This is a genomic window from Mesobacillus subterraneus (genome assembly GCF_020524355.2).
Classification (GTDB): Bacteria; Bacillota; Bacilli; order Bacillales; family Cytobacillaceae; genus Mesobacillus; species Mesobacillus subterraneus_C.
Window position 1 is genome coordinate 1,216,004 of record NZ_CP129019.1, and the last position, 22,395, is coordinate 1,238,398.

Here is a 22,395-nt window from a genome sequence, read left to right on the forward strand (position 1 = left end):
AAATCCGGGCACCCAGCTAGCAGAGAAATGAGCTGCAGAAAGGACGGCAAAAAATGGCCGAGAAAAGGAAGGTAATCTTAATTACAGATGGTGATGATTACGCTCGGCGTGCGGTTGAGAGTGTGGCTGCAGATGTTGGCGGGCGGTGCATCTCTCTTTCACATGGAAATCCTACTGTCCTTTCTGGGCCACAGCTTGTTAAATTGATCAAAAAAGCAGCGGAGGATCCAGTTTTGGTCATGTTTGATGACAGTGGTTTTCTTGGAGAAGGAGCCGGAGAGAAAGCGCTGAAATACGTAGCTGAGCATAAGGACATTGAGGTACTCGGAGCGATTGCCGTAGCATCGAAAACACATATGGCGGAATGGAGCCGGGTTGATTTTTGTATAGACCGGGATGGTGAACTCACGCCATATGGTGTTGATAAGCATGGGCTGCAAGAACTTGAGATGGGGAGAATTAATGGAGATACAGTGTACTGCTTGGATACGCTTGATGTCCCCTTAATTATCGGGATAGGTGATATAGGTAAAATGGCAAGGCGTGACCACTATAAATTAGGTTCGCCGATAACGAAGAAAGCAGTGGAAATCATCCTTGAAAGGAGCGGATTCTATGCCAGAGAAGAATGACAAGCTGCCAATCCCGCGATCATTGGACGAAGCTGAAAAGTATATGAAAGAGCACGTTGGCCTTGAAACCAGTTTTGACCTTGGAGTCCGAAAGCTGAAAATCCTGAAGAAAAATGTCCATTTTTATTATGTGAATGGGTTGTGCGATACAAGCTTCATCGTACATATCGTTGAAGAACTCGTGGATATTAATGATAACGAAAAGCTTTCAACCCATCTCCAGGAGATTGTTGAAAATAGAATTACCCACCAATCCGTCGAGAAAATCAAAACGATGGATGAACTTGTCGATCAGGTTCTTTCTGGACTTATTGTCATAATGGTTGAAGGTGAATCAATCGGACTCGTAGTCGATGTAAGAAGCTATCCCGGAAGACAACCCCAGGAACCTGATACCGAAAAGGTCGTGCGTGGATCTCGTGATGGCTTTGTAGAAAATATCATTGTCAACACTGCATTAACAAGAAGACGGATCAGGGATGAAAACCTGCGTTTCGAAATGATGAAGGTTGGCGAAAGGTCAAAATCAGATGTTGCAATTGGATATATAAAAGATATTGCGAATCCGGACTTGATTGAGGTCATCAAAAAGGAACTAAATACAATCAAAATAGATGGGATTACGATGGCAGATAAGACCATTGAGGAATTCCTTGTAAAACAGGGTTATAACCCTTACCCACTCGTAAGGTATACTGAACGTGCCGATGTAGCGGCGACCCATCTGTTAGAAGGACATGTCCTGATTTATGTGGATACATCTCCTAGTGTCATCATTACGCCAACGACCTATTTCCACCATCTTCAACATGCTGAAGAGTACAGGCAGTCACCTGGTGTCGGCACAATGGTTCGCTGGATACGATTCCTTGGGGTGCTTGCTTCATTATTACTTTTGCCGTTATGGTATTTATTTGTGCAGAATCCAGATCTGCTTCCGGATAAAATTTCATTTATCGGGCCGAATGAAGATTCCAATATTCCGATTTTCTTGCAGATCATGCTTGCAGATGGAGGCATTGAGTTCCTAAGGATGGCGGCCATTCATACGCCTACACCTCTCTCAACAGCGATGGGATTAATCGCTGCAGTCCTGATCGGGCAAATCGCAATCGATGTAGGATTATTTGTGCCAGAAGTCATCCTTTATGTTGCTGTGGCGGCAATCGGGACCTACGCAACGCCAAGTTATGAACTTAGCATAGCAAACAAAATAGGAAGGGTATTCCTGTTGATTTCGACTGCTTTATTCCATGTACCGGGATTTGTAGCAGGAACCACCGTTTGGCTGCTGATGCTTGCAAGTATTAAATCCCTGAACACTCCTTACCTATGGCCGTTTATTCCTTTTCATCCTGTAGCCTTCATGCAGATTATAATCAGGAGAGCTGTGCCAGGATCGAAAATCCGTCCAAGCATCGTTCATGCACGGAATCGCTACAAGCAGCCATCATAGTCCTGACCATGTTACAATTGCGCGTTCCCTCAAATTATGATAAAGTGTTTTTAATTTACTAAAGACTTAAAGCGAAAAATAAATAGACAGTTCATTAGGGGAACTGTCTATTTATTTATTTTCACGGCTAATCGTTCTGATACCGAAGCATGTAAACAAGTTTATGCTGAAATAACAGAACAATAAGAAAACAAGCTCAAATTAAATGATAGGCAAGGGATGAGGGGACAACATGGAATTTCATGGAACTGCAAAGGTTAACCGACTAGGGCATTTGGAGATTGGCGGTGTTGATACAATCCATTTGGCTGAAAAATATGGAACCCCGCTGTATGTTTATGACGTTGCCTTGATCCGGGAACGTGCAAGAGCATTCAAAAGGACTTTCGAGACTGCTGGGATTACCGCTCAAGTAGCTTATGCTAGCAAAGCTTTTTCAACCGTTGCGATGGTGCAATTGGCTGCGCAGGAAAACCTTTCGCTTGATGTCGTTTCTGGCGGCGAGCTTTATACGGCGCTAGCTGCTGGCTTTCCCACAGAAAGAATCCATTTTCATGGCAACAATAAAAGCCGGGAAGAGCTGGTAATGGCTATTGAAAACAATGTCGGCTGTATTGTAGTCGATAACTTTTATGAACTTGAAATGCTGAAGGATATTTGCAATGAGAAGAGTAAGGTAATCAAGGTTTTATTACGAGTTACACCAGGTATTGAAGCACATACACATGATTATATATTAACAGGCCAGGAAGATTCGAAGTTTGGATTTGATTTACAGAATGGACAGGCTGATACAGCTATGAAACTTTGCCTTGATGACAAGAATATCGATGTTCTGGGACTGCATTGCCATATAGGTTCACAGATTTTTGAAACAACAGGATTCATACTTGCTGCACAGAAAATTTTTGAAAAACTGCATCAGTGGAAAGAAGATTTGTCTTTTGATTCCAAAGTCCTCAATCTCGGCGGCGGTTTTGGTATTCGCTATACAGAAGAAGATGATCCTATTCCAGCAGCACAGTACGTAGAGGAAATTATTGCTGAGGTGAAAAAGCAAGCTTCTCACTATTCGATGACTATGCCGGAAATCTGGATCGAGCCAGGACGTTCCCTTGTTGGAGATGCCGGCACGACCCTTTACCGTATCGGTTCTCGAAAGGATGTTCCGAATGTCCGCCAGTACGTAGCTGTCGACGGGGGAATGAGTGATAATATTCGCCCGGCATTGTACCAGGCTAAATACGAAGCAGTTCTTGCAAACAGGGTAATGGACAATCCTGAAGAAACCGTATCGATTGCCGGTAAGTGTTGTGAATCGGGAGATATGCTAATTTGGGACCTTCCGTTGCCAAAGTCTGGTGACCAGGATCTTTTGGCTGTTTTTTGTACAGGTGCCTACGGCTATTCAATGACCAATAACTATAATCGCCTTCCAAGGCCTGCGGTCGTTTTCCTGGAGGATTCCAAAGATACGCTAGTGGTCCGTCGTGAAACATTTGAAGACATGGTGAAATTGGATCTTCCTTTTAAAGAAAAGGTGAAAAATTAAGCTGCACTCCGCAGCTTTTTTTGGTTGGTAAGCGGGGAACTATAAAATTGTACAGGTGTGGATAACTACATGTAGTATTCTTAATCTAGCTCCAGCGCTTGTCGGGGCTAACCAAGGCGCATGCGCTTTCCTTTATCCAGCTCCAGCGCCTAGCCCCTCGAGTCGCTTCGGTCCTGCCAATGAAGTCAAAGAACGACTTCACTGTCAGGCCCTCCAGCGCTTGTCGGGGCTAACCAAGGCGCATGCGCTATCCTGTTTAAGTTGGCTAAAATCCCGGTCTTATTGTAGAATTACTGATTGGGAGGGATTCTGGTTTGAAAAAGAACAACTGGCTGCTATTTGTGTTATTATTATTGATGTCTGTTGGATGGGGAGCATACTATTGGTTTTTTATCGTGCCAGGACAATAGCCACAGAAAAAGATTTGAAGTATCGGTACAGATTATGTATGATATTATCAATTCAATTAAAATGAAGAACCATAAATGACGGAAAAACATATATTATCAAAATGAAGTTTTAACATTTGATTGTTTGTGCTTTCTATTTCCGGGAAGCAAAGGTTTAAGTTGGATGAAATATGGAAAAAATGGTTTTGTTATCATTCCATTATTACTGTCAAACCACAATGAGGGATATCTATGTTAATTCGATATAAAAAGGCATTTGAAAAGATTGCGATGGGGTTGCTATCTTTCATGCCAAATGAGAAGGATCTGAAAAAACTTCAGCAGACAATGAGGAATTATGAAACAGATGATTCCTGGCAGCTGTTTTTATGGAAGGAAGGTGAAGATATCATCGGGCTATTGGGTGTTAACTTCACTGAAGATAAAATCATGCAGCTTCTTCACATCTCAGTGAACCCTTCACATCGCCATCAAGGGATTGGAAAGCGTATGGTCAATTCCCTGCAGGAGATGTTTCCTGAATGGAAAGCAGTTGCGAATGCTGAGACGGCTTCCTTTTTCGAAAAGTGCAATAGCGTAGAAGGCAGTGGATGTTAAATCCAACTGCCTTTTTATTTTTTTCTGCTTTTCCTTTCCTCAAGGGCCATCCGCCGATCTGAAATGACATCGCTTCGATCTCTTGTGGAGTGCCGATGGATTAAGTCTGGATTTTGCAGATTACTGCTTGTTCCCCATGTAAAACCATTATTTCTGCACTCATCATAGCAAAGTCTTTTAAGCTCGGTGTCGCATAAGGGCAGGTTAAAGCTGGTGTAAGGAGCGTTGTTGAGCAGGGTGTGCCTTCTTTTAGACAGTGTTTCTGTCAAAAGCTCAGGGTCGATTCCCAATTCTGCTGTTGATTCTTTTGTATCTGCAAAAATTTCCTCTGCTTTCGTTAAAGTCCTAATTGCTCCAGGAAAATTATTGCGGCGATGGTGGTAAGTTGACACAGCCAAAAGGATTAGTGCTACCCAAATCGATTTTTTATTGCCAGAATCTGTTGCTTTCCAATATTCTTCCAAGATCTCATGGCATTCAAAATAATCCCTGTCTCCGTGGAAATGAGAAAGGAATTGTATATAGGATGATGGATATTTTGTCATGTAATAACCCCCAATCAAGTACCCCTAGCTTAGCATAAATTTAATAAAATGATGAAACAAGAAAACAGCAAAGCTAAAAATGCCCGGCTGGTGCCGGGCATTTACTCATTGCTTTTCAAATTATCTTAGCTTATAACCAGGCTGCACCAACGATGATGAGCAAAATGAAAAGCACGACGATTAAAGCAAATCCAGCTCCGTATCCATAACCTTTTTTATCTGACATTTAGCATTACCTCCTATTAGTGAAATAGCCTAATATACAATTACAGCATATGCAGGTACGATGAGAAGGGTTTGGGCGCAAGCTTGTATTTTTAAGGATGAACTAGATATTTGTGCTTATAAATTTGTAATGGATAACATGAAGTTAATCTACTATACTTATATAATGATGCAGTTCATTATAGGAATTTTGGTGGGAAATAATGCAATATAACGTGAAAATTGAGGCCTTTGAAGGCCCGTTGGATTTACTTCTGCACTTGATCAATACTTTGGAGATTGATATTTATGATATACCTGTTGCGGAAATAACTGAACAGTATTTAATGTATATCCATGCGATGAAGGAATTGCAGCTCGATGTCGCAAGTGAATATCTTGTAATGGCAGCGACGCTGTTGGCAATAAAAAGCAAGATGCTCCTTCCTAAGCATGAAGAAGAATTGGAAGATGGATTTGATTTTGATCAAGAAGAGGATCCGCGAAATGAACTCGTGGAAAGATTGATTGAATATAAGAAATTCAAAGAGGCAGCAATTGACCTGAAATCCCTTGAGGAGGAACGGGGATTAATGTATACCAAACCTCCAAGTGACCTTACAGAGTATGCTGATGAAATAAAAGGTGAAAATACTAATCTTGATATATCTTTGTATGACATGCTTGGTGCATTTCAAAAGCTTTTAAGAAGGAAAAAACTACAAAGGCCCATATCGACTAAAATAGCCCGTCAGGAAATTTCCATAGAAAAAAAGGATGGACGAAGTCTTGAGTTTCCTGAAAATTAGCGGCACAAGGAAAAAATTCTATGACCTGTTTCCCGAATCTGACCGTGAACATATTGTCGTTACTTTCCTGGCAATTCTCGAACTTATCAAACGGAAAGAAATCGACGTTGAACAGGAACAAAACTTTGCTGAAATATATATGACAGCGAGAAAGGAGTAAGAGCGTGGGAATAGTGAAGTGGAAAGGGATATTAGAGAGCCTTCTTTTTGCAGCTGGTGATGAAGGGTTGAGCCTGAAGCAGATTACCTCTGTTCTGGAAGTTGATGAAATCCAGGCAAACGAAATTGTATCTGAACTTCAGAGGGATTATGAAAGGGATGAAAACCGCGGTATAACAATCGTCCAACTGGCAGGAACCTACCAGCTCGCTACTAAAAAAGAGCATGCTGATTATTTAAAGAAGCTTGTCGAATCACCAGGGACGGCACATCTGTCGCAAGCAGCACTTGAGACGTTGGCGATTGTAGCTTACAAGCAGCCAATCACAAGAGCAGAGATCGAAGAAATACGCGGAGTGAAAACGGAAAGGCCGCTTCATACTTTGTCTTCAAGGGCATTGATTAAAGAGGTTGGAAGAGCAGAAGGAACGGGACGGGCCATTTTATATGGAACGACAAAAGAATTCCTTGACTATTTTGGCTTGAAACATATTAGCGAACTGCCTCCTCTGCCGGATCATATTGAGGATGACGAATTGCAGGATGACGCGGATCTATTCTTCGAGAAATTCCAGGAAACAATGGAAACAGATCAATAGCTTTTGTGCACAAAGTTTGGAATATATGATAAAATCAAAATAATTATTTGGGAAATGCTTTAATTTGGATGCCGCACTGCAGGCTTCTTCTGGAAAAGCATTTCTTTCTACTCTTTATAAGATGCTACATATTTTTTGATAAAGGGCAACGCTTGTCAAGTCGCCTGTGCGATTCTTATAAGGATTTAAGAATGAATGTCCAACGGGAGGAATACCATGCTTATTAAGCAATGTATTGGTTATGAACTTGAAAAAGAAAAATCAAACACCTCGGAGGATTTTTTCAACCGAAGCGAAGTGACTTTTGTGGAAGATGGCAAGGAGAAGACCCTGCATGTTCTTTATGTAAGGTATTTTGATGAGTTGGCTGGAAGTATCACTCCATTTGAACAGGACCCAATCTTCAAGGCTGGAACGAAGGATGTATATATGAGGGATTTGGTAGCACTTGCTGCATTATTGAAAAATCCGGGATATCGCCATCGGAAAAGGGTATATATAAATGAACAGAGAGAGTTCGCGGATATATTCAAAGGACTGGATTATAGCAAGATTCCTGGAGTATTCGAGGGTATCGAGCAAAAAGGCAGCTTTGAAGTGCGCTCTCCCTTGGATTATATTGTCCAGCCGGTATAGAACAAGGCTGTTTTCGTGAACTTTGCTGGCTTTGCCTTTAGCTTTAATGGATTCTTGGTTGCGGGATATGATCTAAAGCCTGGTTCCTGAATAGTGTCGACTGCTAATATTGATGGTAAAGCAACAACTATCGAAAAAGTTATGGTAAAAATCCATTGGGGGTGTCAATTTGGGGAATACGATAGTTAAAACACAAATTGAGGAAGTAAAAGAATTCTTGGCAGATACTGTAGTTAAGCTTGAGAACTACCTGAATGTCACAACTCTTGAAGTTCTAAAACAAGAGCAGCAGGCAGACGAAGAATACTATAAAACGATTCTTTCAAGCCTTCGCAAGCTGGCTGTTTACTGTGAGGAAGGATTAGATGCCTGCAAGGTGATCCTTCATGCAGAGGTTTTTTCAAAACCTGCAGCTGAAAAAACATTATATCGAATATACTATCAATGCATTGAAGAATTCTTCTCACCTAAAAGTGATGCCTGGTATGAAGACAGCAGGGCTGCTTATACAGGGAAAAATGCCATCAAATTCAGACAACCAGTGTCAGCTGGAGTACACCATTTGATGGTCAGCCTCGAAAACGGTTTTCAAAGAAGCCGGGAAGAACTGGAATACTATGAAACAGATTACCGTACAAAAATGCTCCAATCAAGATAACCTAAACAAGGGAACAGCTATTTACAGCTGTTCCTTTTTTCATTTTACAAGAAAATTTTAGTGTGGATATCTATACGGGTTTTCTTTACACAGCTACTGCACCAGTCACCTCGAGACGCTGGCGCTTTTGGTTTTGGTTGTAACTTAGGATTTCTGTCAGTCCATCCTGTGAGGCAATCACCTTTTTATGTCATAACACTCCTTGTCCTGCATAAACTTGTACAAACTGCCAAAGGAGACGAGGGTCTGTCAATGAAAAGGAATTGGATGAAATTATTGTTAATTACCACTCTGTTGATATACTGCATTCCTCAAACAGTGCAGGCTTCTGTGTCGGTAAGTGCCAGAAGCGCAGTTTTGATAGAACAGGAATCTGGCAGGGTGTTATTTGAAAAAGATGCTCACAGAGTAAGTAGAATCGCCAGTATTACTAAAATCATGACGGCCATCCTTGCGATAGAATCGGGCATGCTGGATGAAAAGGTCAAGGTAAGCGAGACTGCTGTCCGTGCTGAAGGATCATCGATTTACTTGAAGCCCGGAGAAAAGATCAGGCTCGAGGATCTTGTGTATGGTTTGATGCTGAGGTCCGGCAATGATGCGGCTGTTGCAATTGCGGAACACGTAGGCGGCAGTCTGGATGGATTTGCATACCTAATGAACGAAAAAGCGCAGCAAATCGGCATGGAAAATACTCATTTTGCAAATCCACACGGGTTGGATGACCACGAAGACCACGTGTCCACAGCGTATGATATGACCATTCTGACACGCTATGCAATGAAAAATGAGATTTACAAGGAAATTTCCGGTACAAAAATACACCGGGCTCCTAATCCAACAGAAACATGGGACAGGGTATGGAAAAATAAAAACAGGCTGCTGACAGAGAAATATAAGTTTAGTACTGGCGGAAAAACCGGGTATACAAAGCGGGCGAAAAGAACTTTAGTCTCCACAGCAAAAAAGGACGATTTTGAGTTGATCGCAGTGACACTTAATGCACCTGATGATTGGAATGACCACATCCAGATGTTTGAAACAGGATTTTCAAATTACGATGTCGCAGAGATTCTTTCAAAAGGTAAAGTGACAGGGATAAAGGATTCGCATTATAAGAATAAAGTTTACCTGGATCATTCCTTTGTTTACCCGCTAACTTCAGAGGAAGAAGACAAGGTCAAAGTAGAATATCGATTGAAAAAGGCTGAAAAAAATGAAGAGGATATGCGAAATTCGATTGCAGGTCGGGCAAATGTCTACCTGGATGATAAGCAGATTGCAAGTCTGCCTGTCTATTTCAAGGTGGAGACAAAAGAAAAAAAGTCCTTCTTCGATCTTTTTAAGAATATCTTCACATCAATAGCAGGAATCAAGAATCATGGTTAATTATATATGGGTGGTTATGATCTTAATCGGACTTGGCTTTGCAATGGTGAATGGCACAATGGCTGAGGTGAACGAAGCGGTTTTTACTGGTGCAAAGGAAGCCATTACCCTTAGTATCGGCTTGATTAGCATCCTTGTATTCTGGCTTGGAATGATGAGGATCGCGGAGGATTCAGGTCTATTGTCAAAGCTCTCCACTTTATTTAAACCGGTGATTTCAAAGTTATTCCCTGAAGTACCTTCCAATCATCCTGCGATGGGCTATATCCTGTCGAACATGATTGCCAACATGTTCGGACTTGGGAACGCCGCTACACCTCTTGGGATCAAAGCAATGGAAGAACTGAAAGAGCTGAATGATGGGAAGAATGAAGCAAGCCGATCGATGATCACTTTCCTTGCAATCAATACAGCGAGCATCACCCTCATTCCGACGACGGTTATCGCGATCAGGATGAATTATGACTCAGCCAATCCAACGGATATCGTTGGACCTACTCTTGTGGCGACCGCTGTCTCTGCAGTTGCAGCGATATTAATTGACCGTTTCTTTTATTACAGAAGAAGCAAAAAGGGGTAAATCCAAATGGAAATTGTATCTGCCATATCACTATGGTTCATCCCTGTCATGATTGCCTTTATCCTGATTTATGGAACCTATAAAAAAGTCCCCACCTATGAAAGTTTTGTAGAAGGCGGTAAGGAAGGTATCAAAATGGCCGTTTCCATCATGCCATTTCTTGTAGGGATGATGGTGGCCATTGCTGTTTTTCGAGCGTCAGGCGCACTTGATGTAATGGTCAATTGGCTCCGGCCTGGTCTTGAGATGGTAGGGATCCCTGCTGAAATCGTCCCCCTTGCGCTGATTCGGCCAATTTCAGGGACAGCAGCGCTCGGAATTACGAGCGACCTAATAGGGGTACATGGTCCGGACTCTTTTATAGGAACACTCGCTGCCACACTCCAAGGAAGCACCGATACGACATTCTATGTCCTAACTGTATATTTCGGCGCTGTCGGCATAAAAAAAATGGGAGACGCACTCAAAGTCGGCTTTCTAGCAGATGCAGTAGCGATCATTACTGCAATAATTGTAGTTGCTTTTATGTTTTAAAAAAAAGCCATTATTAACACATGCAAGAGCACAAAATGAAATCTCATATGTCTATCATAAAGAGAAGATACCTGCTGCAGGTATCTTCTCTGTTTTTTTTTAACAAAAATCTAAAATAACAGAGCCAAACATAGTAAAAATCGCTACCTCAGTATTCGCAAACCAATCAATTATTAGGATAAAATAATATTACAGTAGGTTTATAAAACGAACTTTTGTTAAAGAACCATTAACTTTCCCTATTTATTTTTCACTTTTTACACCATTGCTTACTTTGAAAACAGCGAGAGTTATGTCATAATTCATAAGGATGGATTAGATATAAATATTAACCATAGTTAATTGATATTAATTAGGAGTGACCTTATGGAAAGACTGCAAAAAGTTATTGCTCATGCAGGAATAGCATCGAGAAGAAAAGCTGAGGAAATGATCCTCGAAGGAAGAGTCAGGGTTAATGGAAGTGTTATCAAGGAACTTGGCAGGAAGGTGACCCCATCTGACAGAGTTGAAGTTGATGGAGTCCAGATTGAAGGGGAAGAACCAGTATATTTCTTGTTCTATAAACCCCGCGGTGTTATTTCAAGTGTACATGATGATAAAGGCCGGAAGGTTGTTACCGACTTTTTTCAAACGATCGAACAAAGGATCTATCCCGTTGGGCGGCTAGATTATGATACATCAGGGCTGCTATTGCTTACGAACGATGGAGAATTTGCAAACTTGCTCATGCATCCAAGCAATGAGATTGATAAGATGTATGTGGCAAAGGTAAAAGGAATTCCTTCAAAGGAAAAGCTGACTAGCCTGGCTCGAGGCGTCATGCTTGAAGATGGAAAAACTGCACCGGCTAGAATAAAATTGCTAAGTGTTGATAAAAAGAAGGATACAGCAATTGTCGAAATCACGATTCATGAGGGCCGAAATAGACAGGTCAGAAGAATGTTCGATGCCATCGGGCATCCTGTATTGAAATTAAAAAGGGAAAAATACGGTTTCCTGACGCTGAATGGCTTAAGGACTGGGGAAATCAGAGAGCTTACACATCACGAAGTCAAGCAGCTTCGTGTATTGGCTATGAAAAAATCTTAACTTTTCAACACTGTTATAGTTAGAATGTTATAATAAGGGAGAAATACGGTGGGAGGTTTAGGGAATGAAGCAGAAGCGTCTAATCACTCGAACTATTATTCTCGCGGTTATGGTTTTGGCTGTTGGCTATACTTTATACGCTAACATGAATAAGGATAAAAACCAGAAGATTGTGATTGGAAAACCTGCTCCTGATTTTGTCCTTGTAGATATGGAAGGCAATAAGCACAGGCTTTCCGAATATAAGGGACAAGGAGTTTTTCTTAATTTTTGGGCAACATGGTGCAAGCCATGTGAGAGAGAAATGCCTTATATTGAAAAGCAGTATCAGCAGTTTAAGGACCAGGGTGTTCAAGTCCTGGCAATTGACTCAGGTGAATCGAAACTTGCCGTTAATAGGTTTATTGAACGGAAAGGTATGACATTTCCAGTGATGATCGACGAGGGACCAGTTCAGGCAGCATATGGGATCAACCCCTTGCCAATAACCTTTTTGATTGATAAAGAAGGAATTGTCGTAAGGAGTCATACTGGTGAATTAGATGAAAAAACAGTCCGTGATTTCATGGAGCAGATAAAACCTTAATAAAGTAAGGGGAGCAGGGAGTTTTTACTATGAACGAAGTAAAATGCGAGTGCGGCTATGTAAATCCGCAGGGAACAATCCTATGTGAATCTTGCGGAAGAATGCTGGAGGAAAAGGAGAAAGAAAAACAGCTAGTCGATATGCGTTATGAAGGAAGCGCACGCCGTTCCCAAACATATAACAAGACAATCATCGATAAAATCTGGAATTTCTTTTCGTCGGTTAAAGTAGGAGTGTGGCTGATCGTCATTCTCTTGATTGCATCCTCTTTAGGAACGATCTTTCCACAGGAAATGTACATTCCGCCAGTCATGCCCGCATGGGAATACTATGAAGAGCAATACGGTTGGTTAGGAAAGCTTTATTATGACCTTGGTTTCCATAACCTGTACAGTTCATGGTGGTATTTGTTATTAATCGCTGCGCTTGGTATATCACTTGTTATTGCCAGTATTGACAGGGTGGTTCCATTATACAGATCACTTAAAAACCAGCGAGTATCGAGGCATGAAAGCTTTTTGAAGCGCCAGAGAATGTTCAGCACTTCAGATGCTGTACTAACTGATGAAGCAGTAGGGAAAATCAAAGAAAACCTTACCAAAAAACGGTATAAGCTGCGTGAGGAAAATGATGACATTCTTGCGGAGAAAAATCGCTTTTCACGATGGGGCCCATATGTAAACCATCTGGGACTAATCATTTTTCTGATTGGCGGCATGCTGAGGTTCGTACCTGGGATGTATATCGATGAAATCCTCTGGCTAAGGGAAGGCGAGACAAAAGCCATTCCTGGGACTGAAGGCCGCTATTATCTTGAAAACAATCAATTTATCTTTGAAGTATATGACAAGGAAAAAGATGAGGAAGTTTTCCAGGATGCGATTAACAAGGCAGGGACGGTTGTTAAAAACTATCAAACCAATGCCACGTTATATCAAAGGCAGGGAGTAATTGTCCCTGGTGAAAAACCTGAACTTGAAAAAATCCGTGACCAGGCAATTCAGGTCAATAAGCCGCTGAAGATAGATGGCTTTGCTTTATACCAGGTTGATTATAAGCTTGATGAAATGAACAAAATGGCGTTCAAACTGGAGAATAAAAAAACGAATGAACAATTTGGTGATGTAGTTGTAGATTTATATGGCACTGAAATGGAGTACGAATTAGGGAAAGGCTACAAAGTCGAAGTGATGAGCTATTTCCCCGATTTTGAGTTCAATGAAGATGGGGAACCTGCTACAAAGTCGCGAATCCCGAATAATCCTGCGTTCATCTTCAAGATGTTCAGCCCGGAAAAGCCTGAAGGGGAAGTCAGTTTCGTAGCCATCAGGCAAAATCTCGAACCATTGGGTGAAAATGATTACAAGATGACATTCAATGGGATCGAAACGAAGAATGTTACCGCTCTGACTGTCAGAAAAGACCATACTCTTTGGATCATCGCGCTTGGAGGATTAATATTCATGATCGGTGTAATCCAGGGGGCGTATTGGAATCATCGACGTATATGGTTGAGAAGAATAAATAACCAGGTGTGGACAGCCGCTCATACAAACAAAAACTGGCACGGCTTAAAAAGGGAGCTTGAAGATGTCTTTTCAGATTCAGGAATAGCTGCTCCAGAAGACCAGGTGTCAGAAGAAAAGAAGGAGTAAGGAGGGAAAATAATGGTTGAATTGAGTTCTAACTTTCTGTTTGCAGCATTTATCCTCTATCTAGTCGGTATTTTGTTTTTCGGGGGAGCTATTAAAGATAAAAGGCATGATAAAAAGGACACCCCTAATAAATGGGCGAAAATTGGACTTGTTGTAACGATTGCGGGATTCCTTTCGCAGTTGACATTTTTCATTTTAAGATGGATTGCTTCCGGACACGCGCCAGTCAGCAACCTGTTCGAATTCACAACATTTTTCGGAATGTCATTGGTTGGGGCATTTATCGTTATTTATTTCATGTATAAAACTCCATTGCTGGGATTGTTCACATTGCCGGTAGCTGCTTTAATCATCGCCTATGGAAGCATGTTCCCAAGGGATGTTACACCGTTAATTCCGGCACTTCAAAGTTACTGGCTCCACATACACGTAACGACAACAGCAATCGGGCAGGCAATCCTGGCTATCAGTTTTGCTGCAGGACTGATCTATCTCGTGAAAAGTGTAGACCAGACTAAGAAAAGTAAAAGTACTTTATGGCTTGAGATTGTTTTGTTTGGATTGATCAGTACACTGGGCTTCGTATTTGTCTCGAGTTTCTTCGCAGCTACAGATTATTCAGCGAATTTTAACTACATCAACAAGGATGACCAGCCCGCTACTGAAGAATATACAGTTCCAGCTCTTGTTGGACCCCATCAGTTTGAGATAACAGACAAGGAACGCTTTGAACCGTTGTTCCAAACACCTGCACTTATCGATGCTAAGCAATTGAATACTGTTATTTGGTCGCTCGCAGCGGGTATAGTATTATATCTTTTATTAAGAGCTATCCTGCGCAAGCGCGTTGCTGCCGCATTACAACCGTGGACGAAAAATATCAACATGGATCTCGTGGATGAGATTGGCTATCGTTCCGTTTTAATCGGCTTCCCGGTCTTCACGCTTGGCGGTCTGATTTTTGCGATGATTTGGGCCCAAATTGCCTGGACACGCTTCTGGGGCTGGGATCCAAAGGAAGTATGGGCATTGATAACCTGGCTTTTCTATGCAGCTTTCTTGCATTTGCGCCTTTCAAAAGGATGGCATGGTGAAAAATCTGCATGGCTAGCGGTAATTGGCTTTATCATTATCATGTTCAACCTTGTTGCAGTTAACCTAGTTATTGCAGGTCTGCATTCTTATGCAGGTTCGTGATTTGTGTCAATTTTATGACTGCCTTCACTGTTTTAAGTGAAGGCCTTTTTTAAAAAATCGTGGCAAGTAGGCGCATGTTTATGTAAAATAATCGCAGGGAGGGATATACCTTATGGAAAAAGACGTGAAGATTTTAGTTGTGGATGATGAAGAAAGAATTAGAAGATTATTAAAGATGTATCTTGAAAGAGAGAACTATATAATTGATGAAGCAGAAGATGGTAATGAAGCGCTGGCAAAATCGATTGCCAACGATTATGATGTAATCCTTCTTGATTTGATGATGCCTGGGAAAGACGGGATCGAGGTTTGTCGTGATCTCCGTGAAAAGAAGTCAACACCTGTTATCATGCTAACCGCTAAAGGCGAAGAAGTGAACAGGGTACAAGGCTTCGAGGTCGGTACTGATGATTATATCGTCAAACCTTTCAGTCCTCGTGAAGTTGTCCTGAGAGTCAAAGCTATGCTGCGCCGTTCATCGAGCACAAGCTACCTGCAGACAGAGACGACTGCTAAAGATGTGATTGTTTTCCCTCATTTAACCATTGATAATGATGCCCATAGGGTTTTGGCAGATGGCAAAGAAGTGAGCCTGACGCCTAAGGAATATGAACTGCTATACTTCCTTGCAAAAGCTCCAGATAAAGTTTTTGATCGTGAGCAATTATTGAAAGAAGTTTGGCATTATGAATTTTTCGGTGATTTGCGAACCGTCGATACACATGTTAAAAGACTGCGCGAAAAGCTGAATAAAGTATCTGAACAGGCTGCGAAAATGATCGTGACAGTCTGGGGGGGTTGGCTACAAGTTCGAGGTAGTCAATGAATGATGTTTTGGCGCAGTGTAGTAGGTAAACTTTGGATTACCATCCTTTTACTGGTTTCATTTGTGTTATTCATCTTGACAGTCATGCTGATGGAGTTCTTTGAGAACTATCACATTAATGAAACCAGAAAAGGAATGACCAATACTGCAGAGAAAATAGCCAGGGTTCTGGAAGACCATCCTGGCCAGGAGGAACAATTAGGGCCTGGAGATTGCATGGGAAATGGTTGATGATGACTCCAGGGTAACAGTCATCAAAAATCGGGATACTTATTTTTACTCACCTGGTGGAGACGACGCGACACATGTCCCAATTTCATTTTTTATGGACGATCAGGATCTTTCTTCGGTTTTTGAGAAGGACAAGACTGTTGATATCATCACGCCCTTGCCAGGGATATCAAACGAAGTTGATGATACTCAATATTTAATGATCGGCGTTCCGCTGGACCAGTTTGAGCAAGAGAACGGTGCAGTTTTCATTTATCAGTCCCTTGAAGTGATGGAAGAGACAACCCGGCTGACAACCAAGTTCATCTTGCTTGCTGCAGGAGTCGCTATCGTCCTTACCACCATATTTGCCTTTTTCCTGTCCACCAGAATTACTGCACCTTTGCGGAAAATGAGGGAGGCAGCCTTTGAAGTAGCCAGAGGAAAGTTCGACACAAAGGTACCAATCCTTACTCATGATGAAATTGGGGAATTAGCAACCGCCTTCAATCAGATGGGCAGGCAGCTAAAATTCAATATGAATGCATTGAGTCAGGAAAAAGAACAGCTGACAAGCATCCTTAGCAGCATGGCAGATGGAGTCATCACATTCAATCGGGATGGTACAATCCTGATTACGAATCCGCCTGCTGAAGTATTCCTGAGGTATTGGTATTATGAACAGGGTCTTGCTTCCGAGAACACAGATGCCGTCCCTTCTGAGGTGATGGAGTTATTCCAACTCGCAGTAAATACGGAGAAAGAACAGGTTGGTGAGATTACTGCCCAGGGAAGAACCTGGGTGATCATCGTCAGCCCGCTTTATAATAAAAGATTCATCCGTGGTGCTGTTGCTGTAGTCCGGGATATGACAGAGGAACGAAAGCTTGACAAGATGAGAGAAGATTTCATCGCGAATGTTTCACACGAATTAAGGACGCCAATTTCGATGATGCAAGGATACAGTGAAGCGATTGTCGATGACATCGCTCAAACGGATGAAGAAAAGAAGGAAATGGCTAAGGTCATATATGATGAATCCCTGCGGATGGGCCGCCTTGTTAATGAACTTCTTGACCTGGCACGCATGGAAGCAGGTCATATCCTTCTGAACGTTGAATCTGTCGAAATTAATCCCTATGTAAATCGAATTATCCGTAAATTCCATGGCTTGGCGAAGGAAAAGGGAATTGAGTTATCTGTCCAGGTTAATGCAGAGGAAGAGGATTTCCGTTTTGATCCAGACCGCATCGAACAGGTCCTAACTAACCTGATCGATAATGCAATCAGGCATGTACCGGATTCGGCATCCGTTGTGGTCAGCGGAAGAACCGATGAAAAAGGCTTATATTTCGAAGTAAGCGACCAGGGACCTGGTATCCCTGAAGAAGACTTGCCATTCTTGTTCGAGAGGTTTTATAAAGGCGATAAATCCAGGACTCGCGGTGTATCTGGCACCGGCCTTGGACTAGCGATTGCCAAGAATATTATCGACGCACATCGAGGCAATATTTCTGTAAAAAGCAAACTCGGACAAGGTACGACATTTTCCTTTTTCATCCCTCGAAATATTGAATAACTTGCCGACTATTCTTGATTCACGAGGAACAATGAATATTAACTTCAAGTCCATGCCGTTTTGGGGTGGACTTGTTTGTGTTTCTAAAGGAAAGACAAGATGAATCCGTGGTAGTAAACTCTAAGAAAAGTCTGCCTCCCTTTCTATTGGACAAACAAAGACGGGAATGGGTGTAAAATGTCCGTAAGACCTCTTCTATTGGACAAACTCCAAGGGGATCAAGAGGAAAGTGTCCGTTAAAACCCTTCTATCGGACAAACTCCAAAGGGAACAAGGGAAAAGTGTCCGTTAGAGCCCTTCTATCGGACAAACTCCAAGAGGAACGAGGGGAAGGTGTCCGTTAGAACCCTTCTATCGGACAAACTCGAGGGGAAACAAAGAGAGAGGGTCCATTAGAGCGTTGATAGAGGATATCATTTAAAGCAAAACCCATCGTTAGGTTTAGGGAATTTTTTTTAATTAAAGGATCTGTATTAAATATTTTGTCCCCGAAAAATCCTTTCTTTTCCATTCTAAAAATAATATAGTTAATATGAAACTTTTATTAATACTTTACGACTAATCTAATGAATACGGAGGCGAATAGAGCTATGAACTCCGTTTTTGATGAATTGTATCAAAAATATCATCATGACGTTTTTCAATTTTTATTTTATATGGTTAAAAGCAGGGAGCTTGCTGAAGACCTTGTACAGGAAGTATACATTCGTGTTTTGAAGGCATACGACCGGTTTGAGGGAAAGAGCAGTGAAAAGACATGGCTGTTCTCGATTGCCAAAAATGTCGCCATTGATCATTTCCGCAAACAGAAGGGCTGGAAGCAGCGATTGCTTGAGTCCTTTGATATGTCTGCACGGCAGGTTAGGGACGATCAGCCTCTTCCTGAAGAGATGGCACTTCAAAGTGAAGAGATTCAAGTGATATACAAATGCCTTGACCAATGCACGGTTGACCAGCGAATGGTCATCATCATGCGCTATATACATGAATTAACTATCAGCGAAACAGCAGAAGCTTTATCATGGACGGAAAGTAAGGTAAAGACGACTCAGCACCGTGCTCTGAAGACATTGAAAAAGCTGATGGAAGAAATGATTGAAAAGGAAGGGATGACTAGTGAAAAAGTCACAGCTAAGCGATAAGCAGCTAGAAGACATCCTCGGCCAAATGCCTAAGGTTAAAGATCATCGCGACTCTCGTGACATTTATCAGAATATCGCCCATCGTGTTGAAAAAAGGAAAAAAATGCCGACATGGGTCATTCCGGGTGCGGCACTGGCAGCTGTACTATTCCTCGCGTTCATCCTTTCACCGGGATTGATGGGTGTGAACCACTCCGCCGATAAGAGCATGGAAAGCAATTCTGCTTCTGATGCCAAATCGTCCATGGAGATGGATACAGCTGTCAGGGATGATACAGCAAATGAAAGTGCTAGCCAGGAGGAGAGCACTCTCATGATGGATGCAGCCGATGGTGATGTTGAGAAAAAGAGCAAAGAGTTCTCAGCAATGGATAAGGCAAATTCATATGACGGCCTGATTTCTTTATATCCAGAAGAGGTAGACATTGAGACTTCAGAAACCTTCACTTATGCAATTCCTGATGACCAGGCTATGGCGATCGTTCCGGTTACCGTCACAACACCGAAAGAAGAAGGCAAGTCCCTGATAGAGAGTTATACCGAAACGATGCCCAAGCTAAAGGAGAAGGAATGGGGATTGACCGATTATTATCCTATGGATGCAACCTGGAACTTTGATGAAGCCACGAAGACTTTGACCATGGATGTGAAACAAGATCACCCTTATCGTGATGGAAGTGCAGCGAATATCATGTTTGTCGAATCGATGACGCAAAATTTCTCTGGAGCAGGTATAGATAAAATGGTTCTCACAACAGAGGGCAAACCAGGGATCGAATTAAGCAACTATGGCCAAATGAAAGAACTCCCACTCAACACAGAATCAAAAAATAGAAGGGGATACTTATTTTTGACAGTGGAAGGTATGCCAAATCCGTACCTAGTGCCGACAAAAGAACAGCATGAAACAATAGGAGCTGCCTTCGCGCAGATGTGGAAAGGTGATGAAATAGGATACCTCTCAGCATCACTTCCGGAAGATTTCAGCTTGGCACAAACCAATACAACTGCAGATGGTATATTAGAGATTACCTTAGATAAAAATACAACCCTGGACGATAGTTTCCTGCCAAATCTTGAGGCAGTCTTAATGACAGCGAGGGAGTTTGATTACTCTGGAGTCAGGTTCACAAATGCGAACATCGACCAGCTTGGACCTTTTAATCTGAACGTAGTTCTTCCCCTGCCACTCGCTCCAAACAAAAAAAATATTGATTAATAAAGAAAGGCTACTAGGTCTTTCTTTTTTTTGTGGATTTGATATAACTGAAATCCCTATTGTAAAACAAATTTTCCTTCTTTTGCATAAAAAAGCAGTTTACCACCAATTATAACGAATGTGCTTTTTTAGCTGCTGCTTTTCCTGCCTGAACAGTTCTAATATCGTACAGGCTGTCATAGGGATGGAAAGGGAGTAAAAAGTTAAGGAGGAAAAAAATGCAGGATTACATAAAGCGTTTACTCATAGCCGGGATCATGGCACTCTGTATCAGCTTGTTATTTCTTGGCGGAAAGCACTCACAGGCAGAAATGCTCAATATAAAGGAATTGACTTCAGATTGGGTTTGGCCAGCTGAAGGGGTCATTACGGATTTATATGGAACACGTCATGGCCACCACAAGGGAATTGACATTGCCGGTGAATTCAAAACACCTATACATAGTGTTGATAAAGGAGTAGTAACAAAGTCTTATTATTCAGGCTCTTATGGACATGTTGTGTTCATCAAGCATGATAACAACCTTGAAACTGTATATGCTCATTTGAACAAAAGAAATGTCAAAAAAAGGGCAGGCCGTTCAGCAAGGTGATATTATCGGCCTGATGGGAAATACAGGGGATTCTTCTGGAGTTCATCTCCATTTTGAAATCCATGAAGAAAAATGGACATATGATAAGGGAAATGCCGTAGATCCCGTGCTGGCTTTGGGAGAAGCAACTGTAGGACAACCTATAGTAGCGATGGAGCAAAAAAGTAATCAAGTGACGCTGGAAACAATCGCGAAGCTGCGTCTGACAGATGATACCACCAATGGAAGTCAAGGCGAGAACCTAATTGGTGAAGGTGTAGAAATTAATGGACAGAATCCAGTGGCTAGTGTACCTCAATCAGTTGAAAGACAGCTAAAGCATACTGTACAGAGAGGAGACACGCTATGGTCAATAGCGGATCACTATAATACTTCGGTAGAAGCGATTAAGCAAACAAATAATATAAATAATAGCATTATCACTCAAGGTGATATATTGATAATTGAGAAGTCAGCTGGAAAGAGTTATGTCGTTTCTTCAGGAGATACACTCCATTCGATCGCAAGAAAGACAAATACATCTGTGGGAAAATTAAAAGCATTGAACAATCTGACATCTGACACGATACAGCCTCAGCAAATATTAATTACCCGATAATCTATCCTTGTACCGGTTATAATCTGAAAGTATAATAGGTAAAACGGTCACAAAGGGGATGGGGACTATGCTGACGGATTACCACAACCATTTGGAAAGAGGCACATTGACGCTGGACTATTTAAAGCAGTTTACTGATACGGCGGCTCAAAAAGGAATCCAGCATTTCGGGATTTCTGAGCATGCATATCACTTTTATCAGACTGCGAATATTTTACGCAACAGCTGGGTGGATGAACGCAGATTTTATGATATGGCAGATTATGTCCATCTTTTTGAGAAAGCCTGGAGAAACGAAATTGACGTTAAAATGTCCATCGAGATGGACTATACCCCTGGAAAGCATAAGGAGATGGAACAGTTTATCAAAAGCTATAACTTCGATTATGTAATCGGATCAATTCATTGGATTGATGATTTTGGGATAGACCTTGCAGAGTTTCGCGAAGAATGGGACAAAAGAGATGTTTATGAAGTTTACAGAAGTTATTTTGATCAGGTGGTAACGCTGGCTCAATCCAATCTTTTTGATATCATTGGTCATATTGATCTGGTAAAAATTTTTAAGTATGTGCCTGAAGATGAAAACTTCCTCATGGAACAGTATGACCGTGCGACCTCAGCATTGGCACAGTCCAAGACATGTGTGGAAATTAGCACAGCCGGACTGCGGAAGCCTACTCAGACTTTGTATCCAGACAAAAAATTATTGCAGATGTGCTTTGATAAGAAAATACCAATCGTCTTGTCATCTGATGCCCATGTACCTGAGCATGTCGGTGCTGATTTCGATCAGGCTCTTGAGCTAGCTCGGGAAGTTGGCTATGAGGAAATCGTGACCTTTTCCAAAGGTGAGCGAAAATCCTATCCTTTGGGATAACGCAGCTAATTTTCTTATGATGCAGAACGCCCCCAAAAAAACACAGGCCTCGCTAATT

21 protein-coding genes and 3 pseudogenes are annotated in these 22,395 nt (G+C 41.8%); 22 read left to right on the forward strand and 2 right to left on the reverse strand.

Annotated elements, in window-relative coordinates; all coding sequences use genetic code 11:
* Window positions 1–53: 53 nt before the first annotated feature.
* From LC048_RS06090 to LC048_RS06105, 4 genes are all read left to right on the forward strand, one after another.
* Window positions 54–632: a stage V sporulation protein SpoVABEA gene (locus LC048_RS06090; protein WP_226602171.1), complete on the forward strand. Its 579-nt coding sequence runs from the start codon at window positions 54–56 to the stop codon at window positions 630–632.
* Window positions 616–2,088 (forward strand): spore germination protein, encoded by a 1,473-nt coding sequence (locus LC048_RS06095; RefSeq protein WP_226602172.1) that lies wholly within the window; start codon window positions 616–618, stop codon window positions 2,086–2,088. The genes LC048_RS06090 and LC048_RS06095 overlap by 17 nt, the downstream gene beginning before the upstream one ends.
* 232 nt (window positions 2,089–2,320) lie before the next feature.
* On the forward strand, window positions 2,321–3,640 hold the full coding sequence (gene lysA, locus LC048_RS06100) for a diaminopimelate decarboxylase (protein WP_306049729.1): 1,320 nt from the start codon (window positions 2,321–2,323) through the stop codon (window positions 3,638–3,640).
* Between the two features lie 641 nt (window positions 3,641–4,281).
* Window positions 4,282–4,647 (forward strand): GNAT family N-acetyltransferase, encoded by a 366-nt coding sequence (locus LC048_RS06105; protein ID WP_226602174.1) that lies wholly within the window; start codon window positions 4,282–4,284, stop codon window positions 4,645–4,647.
* 14 nt (window positions 4,648–4,661) lie between these two features.
* On the opposite strand, the gene LC048_RS06110 is transcribed toward LC048_RS06105, so the two are convergent.
* Together LC048_RS06110 and LC048_RS06115 are read right to left on the reverse strand one after the other, a co-directional pair.
* Entirely contained in the window at window positions 4,662–5,192 is a 531-nt protein-coding gene (locus LC048_RS06110) for a DUF309 domain-containing protein (RefSeq protein WP_226602175.1), read from the reverse strand.
* Window positions 5,193–5,322: 130 nt separating this feature from the next.
* Window positions 5,323–5,418 carry a YjcZ family sporulation protein gene (locus tag LC048_RS06115; protein ID WP_226602176.1) on the reverse strand — a complete coding sequence of 32 codons (96 nt, stop codon included), beginning with the start codon at window positions 5,416–5,418 and terminating at the stop codon, window positions 5,323–5,325.
* Window positions 5,419–5,620: 202 nt separating this feature from the next.
* On the opposite strand from LC048_RS06115, the pseudogene LC048_RS06120 reads away from it, so the two are divergent.
* From LC048_RS06120 to LC048_RS06205, 18 genes and pseudogenes are all read left to right on the forward strand, one after another.
* Window positions 5,621–6,365, forward strand: a pseudogene (locus LC048_RS06120) (segregation/condensation protein A).
* 4 nt (window positions 6,366–6,369) lie between these two features.
* On the forward strand, window positions 6,370–6,963 hold the full coding sequence (scpB, locus tag LC048_RS06125; RefSeq protein ID WP_226602178.1) for an SMC-Scp complex subunit ScpB: 594 nt from the start codon (window positions 6,370–6,372) through the stop codon (window positions 6,961–6,963).
* Window positions 6,964–7,179: 216 nt separating this feature from the next.
* Window positions 7,180–7,599 (forward strand): hypothetical protein, encoded by a 420-nt coding sequence (locus tag LC048_RS06130; RefSeq protein WP_226602179.1) that lies wholly within the window; start codon window positions 7,180–7,182, stop codon window positions 7,597–7,599.
* A 169-nt stretch (window positions 7,600–7,768) separates the two neighbouring features.
* Window positions 7,769–8,257 carry a DUF3907 family protein gene (locus tag LC048_RS06135; protein ID WP_226602180.1) on the forward strand — a complete coding sequence of 163 codons (489 nt, stop codon included), beginning with the start codon at window positions 7,769–7,771 and terminating at the stop codon, window positions 8,255–8,257.
* A gap of 252 nt (window positions 8,258–8,509) precedes the next feature.
* Window positions 8,510–9,646, forward strand: coding sequence for a D-alanyl-D-alanine carboxypeptidase family protein (locus LC048_RS06140; RefSeq protein WP_306049733.1), 1,137 nt, complete (start codon window positions 8,510–8,512; stop codon window positions 9,644–9,646).
* A complete protein-coding gene (locus LC048_RS06145; RefSeq protein ID WP_226602182.1) occupies window positions 9,639–10,226 on the forward strand; it encodes a nucleoside recognition domain-containing protein in 588 nt (195 codons plus the stop codon). Before LC048_RS06140 ends, LC048_RS06145 begins: the two co-directional genes overlap by 8 nt.
* A gap of 6 nt (window positions 10,227–10,232) precedes the next feature.
* Window positions 10,233–10,760 carry a spore maturation protein gene (locus LC048_RS06150; RefSeq protein WP_306049735.1) on the forward strand — a complete coding sequence of 176 codons (528 nt, stop codon included), beginning with the start codon at window positions 10,233–10,235 and terminating at the stop codon, window positions 10,758–10,760.
* Between the two features lie 366 nt (window positions 10,761–11,126).
* On the forward strand, window positions 11,127–11,852 hold the full coding sequence (rluB, locus tag LC048_RS06155; RefSeq protein ID WP_226602184.1) for a 23S rRNA pseudouridine(2605) synthase RluB: 726 nt from the start codon (window positions 11,127–11,129) through the stop codon (window positions 11,850–11,852).
* 64 nt (window positions 11,853–11,916) lie between these two features.
* Window positions 11,917–12,438 (forward strand): thiol-disulfide oxidoreductase ResA, encoded by a 522-nt coding sequence (resA, locus tag LC048_RS06160; protein ID WP_226602185.1) that lies wholly within the window; start codon window positions 11,917–11,919, stop codon window positions 12,436–12,438.
* A gap of 29 nt (window positions 12,439–12,467) precedes the next feature.
* Entirely contained in the window at window positions 12,468–14,093 is a 1,626-nt protein-coding gene (gene resB, locus LC048_RS06165) for a cytochrome c biogenesis protein ResB (protein ID WP_306049737.1), read from the forward strand.
* Window positions 14,094–14,105: 12 nt separating this feature from the next.
* Window positions 14,106–15,290: a c-type cytochrome biogenesis protein CcsB gene (gene ccsB, locus LC048_RS06170; RefSeq protein ID WP_306049739.1), complete on the forward strand. Its 1,185-nt coding sequence runs from the start codon at window positions 14,106–14,108 to the stop codon at window positions 15,288–15,290.
* 112 nt (window positions 15,291–15,402) lie between these two features.
* Window positions 15,403–16,120, forward strand: a pseudogene (locus LC048_RS06175) (response regulator).
* Window positions 16,117–17,905: pseudogene (locus LC048_RS06180) on the forward strand (ATP-binding protein). Before LC048_RS06175 ends, LC048_RS06180 begins: the two co-directional pseudogenes overlap by 4 nt.
* A gap of 590 nt (window positions 17,906–18,495) precedes the next feature.
* Entirely contained in the window at window positions 18,496–19,047 is a 552-nt protein-coding gene (gene sigX / locus LC048_RS06185) for an RNA polymerase sigma factor SigX (RefSeq protein ID WP_306049740.1), read from the forward strand.
* Window positions 19,022–20,266, forward strand: coding sequence for a hypothetical protein (locus LC048_RS06190; protein ID WP_226602191.1), 1,245 nt, complete (start codon window positions 19,022–19,024; stop codon window positions 20,264–20,266). Before sigX ends, LC048_RS06190 begins: the two co-directional genes overlap by 26 nt.
* A 218-nt stretch (window positions 20,267–20,484) precedes the next feature.
* The gene (locus tag LC048_RS06195) at window positions 20,485–20,859 is read left to right on the forward strand and encodes a M23 family metallopeptidase (RefSeq protein ID WP_306049743.1); all 375 of its coding nucleotides are present in this window, start codon (window positions 20,485–20,487) and stop codon (window positions 20,857–20,859) included.
* The gene (locus LC048_RS06200; RefSeq protein ID WP_306049744.1) at window positions 20,825–21,457 is read left to right on the forward strand and encodes a LysM peptidoglycan-binding domain-containing protein; all 633 of its coding nucleotides are present in this window, start codon (window positions 20,825–20,827) and stop codon (window positions 21,455–21,457) included. The genes LC048_RS06195 and LC048_RS06200 overlap by 35 nt, the downstream gene beginning before the upstream one ends.
* Before the next feature lie 67 nt (window positions 21,458–21,524).
* Window positions 21,525–22,337 (forward strand): histidinol-phosphatase, encoded by an 813-nt coding sequence (locus LC048_RS06205; RefSeq protein ID WP_226602193.1) that lies wholly within the window; start codon window positions 21,525–21,527, stop codon window positions 22,335–22,337.
* Window positions 22,338–22,395: the final 58 nt, after the last annotated feature.

Coding starts and splice junctions, on each gene's coding strand:
- LC048_RS06090 (WP_226602171.1), top strand. CDS start 54: ATGGCCGAGAAAAGGAAGGTAATCTTAATTACAGATGGTGATGATTAC.
- LC048_RS06095 (WP_226602172.1), top strand. CDS start 616: ATGCCAGAGAAGAATGACAAGCTGCCAATCCCGCGATCATTGGACGAA.
- lysA (WP_306049729.1), top strand. CDS start 2,321: ATGGAATTTCATGGAACTGCAAAGGTTAACCGACTAGGGCATTTGGAG.
- LC048_RS06105 (WP_226602174.1), top strand. CDS start 4,282: ATGTTAATTCGATATAAAAAGGCATTTGAAAAGATTGCGATGGGGTTG.
- LC048_RS06110 (WP_226602175.1), bottom strand. CDS start 5,192: ATGACAAAATATCCATCATCCTATATACAATTCCTTTCTCATTTCCAC.
- LC048_RS06115 (WP_226602176.1), bottom strand. CDS start 5,418: ATGTCAGATAAAAAAGGTTATGGATACGGAGCTGGATTTGCTTTAATC.
- LC048_RS06130 (WP_226602179.1), top strand. CDS start 7,180: ATGCTTATTAAGCAATGTATTGGTTATGAACTTGAAAAAGAAAAATCA.
- LC048_RS06140 (WP_306049733.1), top strand. CDS start 8,510: ATGAAAAGGAATTGGATGAAATTATTGTTAATTACCACTCTGTTGATA.
- LC048_RS06145 (WP_226602182.1), top strand. CDS start 9,639: ATGGTTAATTATATATGGGTGGTTATGATCTTAATCGGACTTGGCTTT.
- LC048_RS06150 (WP_306049735.1), top strand. CDS start 10,233: ATGGAAATTGTATCTGCCATATCACTATGGTTCATCCCTGTCATGATT.
- rluB (WP_226602184.1), top strand. CDS start 11,127: ATGGAAAGACTGCAAAAAGTTATTGCTCATGCAGGAATAGCATCGAGA.
- resA (WP_226602185.1), top strand. CDS start 11,917: ATGAAGCAGAAGCGTCTAATCACTCGAACTATTATTCTCGCGGTTATG.
- resB (WP_306049737.1), top strand. CDS start 12,468: ATGAACGAAGTAAAATGCGAGTGCGGCTATGTAAATCCGCAGGGAACA.
- ccsB (WP_306049739.1), top strand. CDS start 14,106: ATGGTTGAATTGAGTTCTAACTTTCTGTTTGCAGCATTTATCCTCTAT.
- sigX (WP_306049740.1), top strand. CDS start 18,496: ATGAACTCCGTTTTTGATGAATTGTATCAAAAATATCATCATGACGTT.
- LC048_RS06195 (WP_306049743.1), top strand. CDS start 20,485: ATGCAGGATTACATAAAGCGTTTACTCATAGCCGGGATCATGGCACTC.
- LC048_RS06200 (WP_306049744.1), top strand. CDS start 20,825: ATGTCAAAAAAAGGGCAGGCCGTTCAGCAAGGTGATATTATCGGCCTG.
- LC048_RS06205 (WP_226602193.1), top strand. CDS start 21,525: ATGCTGACGGATTACCACAACCATTTGGAAAGAGGCACATTGACGCTG.